The organism is Variovorax sp. P4_D9 (assembly GCF_056401695.1).
In genome coordinates this window covers 1-2,846 of the sequence record NZ_JBFUIU010001007.1, presented here as the reverse complement: position 1 = coordinate 2,846, position 2,846 = coordinate 1, and the positions used below count along the sequence as shown (strand labels likewise).

General features: G+C 71.0%; 3 protein-coding genes. 1 reads left to right on the top strand and 2 read right to left on the bottom strand.

Annotated features, from left to right (window positions below; genetic code table 11):
• Nucleotides 1-1,208: MFS transporter (locus AC1DY5_RS49970; protein ID WP_478121732.1), on the top strand; the 1,208-nt coding region annotated here is incomplete at its 5' end.
• 25 nt (nt 1,209-1,233) lie between these two features.
• Here the strand turns inward: AC1DY5_RS49970 and AC1DY5_RS49965 are convergent.
• Together AC1DY5_RS49965 and murI are read right to left on the bottom strand one after the other, a co-directional pair.
• Complete coding sequence (locus AC1DY5_RS49965) at nt 1,234-2,007, bottom strand: PA3715 family protein (protein WP_478121731.1); 774 nt, start codon at nt 2,005-2,007, stop codon at nt 1,234-1,236.
• The gene (gene murI / locus AC1DY5_RS49960; protein ID WP_478121730.1) at nt 2,007-2,819 is read right to left on the bottom strand and encodes a glutamate racemase; all 813 of its coding nucleotides are present in this window, start codon (nt 2,817-2,819) and stop codon (nt 2,007-2,009) included. Before murI ends, AC1DY5_RS49965 begins: the two co-directional genes overlap by 1 nt.
• Nucleotides 2,820-2,846: the final 27 nt, after the last annotated feature.

Below are 2,846 nucleotides of genomic sequence, written 5' to 3'. Positions count from 1 at the left end.
ACACCACGGTGGTCATCACCGCGGTGTTCGCCGCCTACTTCGTCGGCGGCATTGCCAAGGGCGCGCCCTGGGGCGCCTTCGCCTGGACCGTGGCGCTCAGCATCTCCTACGGGATCGTGATGCTGACGATGCCCGCGATCGGCGCCTGGGCCGACCTGCACGCGGCCAAGAAGCGGGTGCTGCTGATCGTGACGGCGGCCTGCGTGGCGGGGACCGCGGCGCTGGCCCTGACCCCGCGCCTCGGCGGCCCCTTTGCGGTGGCACTCGCGATGGCGCTGGTCACCCTCTCGAACACCTTCTATTCCTACGGCGAGTCGCTCACCGGCGCCTTCCTGCCCGAACTCGCCACCGCCGATGGCATGGGCAAGGTCAGCGGCTGGGGCTGGGCCTTCGGCTACCTCGGGGGCATGCTGACGCTGGGCCTGTGCCTGGCCTATGTGCTGTGGTCCCAGGCCCGGGGCCTGCCGGCTGCGCACTTCGTGCCGGTCACGATGCTGATCACGGCCGCGCTCTATGGCGCGGCGGCCTGCGTCACTTTCGTCTTGCTGCCCGAGCGCGCCTTGCCGCAGCCGCGCGGCGCCCGGCAGAGCGCGTGGCAGCAGTTGCGCGATACTTTCCGCGAGGCCCGCGCCTACCGCGACTTCATGTGGCTTCTGGCCTGCACCGTCTGCTACCAGGGCGGTGTGGCGGTGGCGATCACCCTGGCCGCGATCTATGCCGAGCAGGTGATCGGCTTCGTGCCGAGCGAGACGATGGTGCTGATCTTCGTGCTCAACATCGCGGCGGCGCTGGGCGCCTTCGGCTTCGGCTACCTGCAGGACCAGATCGGCCACCGGCGCTCGCTGGCCGGCACGCTGGTGGCGTGGATCGCGGTCTGCCTGATCGCGGCGTCGGTCAGCACCAAGGGCGGCTTCTGGTGGGCCGCCGCCATCGCCGGGCTGGCCATGGGCTCGAGCCAGTCGGCCGGGCGCGCCATGACCGGCATCCTGGCGCCGCCGCGCCAACTGGCCGAGTTCTTCGGCCTCTGGACTTTCGCCACCCGGCTGGCCAGCATCGTCGGCCCGCTGAGCTACGGCGCGATCACCTGGGCCACCGGAGGCAACCAGCGGATCGCGATCCTCTCGACCGCGCTGCTGTTCGTGGGTGGCTTGCTACTGCTGCTGCCGATCGACATGCGGCGCGGGCGGGACGCGGCGCTGCGGGCCTGAATCGACGCGACGGGCTGCGTCGGCTTCAAGTCGGCGCGGCGGTGCCCTTGATCATGCGGTAACGGGTGCCGTCGAAGCGCAGCACGCGCGACTTGAAGGTCTGCCGCTGCGCGTGCGTCGCGCATTCGTCGCCCTCCGGGCTCGACCGGATTTCGGAGCGGGCCTGGTGCAGGATCAGGTCGGCATAGCCGCCGGCGGCGCCTCGGGCCACCGAGAGGCTGCCGCGCACGGTCTCGAAGCTGCCGGTGCAGTTGGTGTCCCATTCGCCCTGCTCGAGCGTGAGCTCGAGCCCATCGAGCACTTTCGCGAGCTTCGGACCCTGGGGCACGTAAAGCGTCAGGCTTTCATTGGAGTAGGGGTTGGCACGCGAGGAGCCCTGGCGCAGGATGCGCAGGCCGAAGGCGCGGGCGTCCAGTGCCAGCGCATAGCGGGCGCCGTCGACCCGGATCTCGGCGATCCGCACCGCGTCCTCGGTCAGCACGTCTTCCTCGAACAGCCGGCTGACGACCTTGGCCCGCTCGGTATTGCCGTTGTCGGCCTGCTGCACCACCAGCACGTCGAGATCGAACTGGGTGATGCCCGGTTCGGTCGAGGGGCGCGGCAGCGGCAACACGACGATGAAGCGGCCCGAGACGCCACGCCACGGCTCGCACACGGCGCGCTCGTGGTCCAGGCTGCGCTTCGGGTGCAGCTTCGCATGCATGCGCTCTGCCAGCCCGGTGTCGCAGGCGGCGTGGGCGGCGATGCCGAAGCCGGCCAGCAGCCAGCTGAGGCAGAGGGCGCGGCAGAGGCGGCGCATCAGGCGGTGGCCCTGAGCCAGCGAGCGGCCGCGGCATCGAGGGCTTCGGGGGCGCCGCTGCTCAGCAGGCGCAGATCGCCATCACCGTCGACGCGTAGCGCGCTGGCCTGATCGAGCAGCCGCCGCGTCTGCTGCGCCACGGGGACGCCGGTGTCGATGAAGCGCACCGCGTCGCCGGTCTGGCGCCGCAGTTCGCCGGCGATGAAGGGATAGTGCGTGCAGCCCAGCACCAGCGTATCGATGTGCCCGCCAGCAATGCCGAAGCGCCCGGCGGCCGCCAGGTAGCGCTCGCAAAGGGCCGCGATCCGGGCCTCGTCGGAGCGCTCGATGGCGCCAGCCAGGCCGTCGCAGGCCACGATGCTGAAAGTGGCCTGGCCGGCCAGCGATGCCAGCAGCGTCTGGAACTTGCGGCTCTCGACCGTCACGCGGGTCGCCAGCACCGCGATGTGGCCGGTGCGGCTCAGCGCCACCGCGGGTTTCAGCGCCGGCTCGACACCGACCACCGGCAGCGCCGGGTGGTCGACGCGCAGCCGGTGGATCGCGGCCGCGGTCGCGGTGTTGCAGGCCACCACCAGGGCCTTGATCCGATGGGCGTCGATCAGCTCCCGGGCGACCGCGGCACTGCGTTCGGCGACGAAGGCGTCGCCCCGCTCGCCGTACGGCGTGTGGGCGGTGTCGGCGAAGTAGACGAAGCGCTCGTGCGGGAGCGCCTCGCGCAGCGCGTTGAGGACGCTCAGGCCCCCGACACCGCTGTCGAACACGCCGATCGGATCGTTGGCGCGCGAATGACCGTCGTCGTGTGCCAGGCTCAAGCTTCTTCCATCATGATGGTCTTGAAC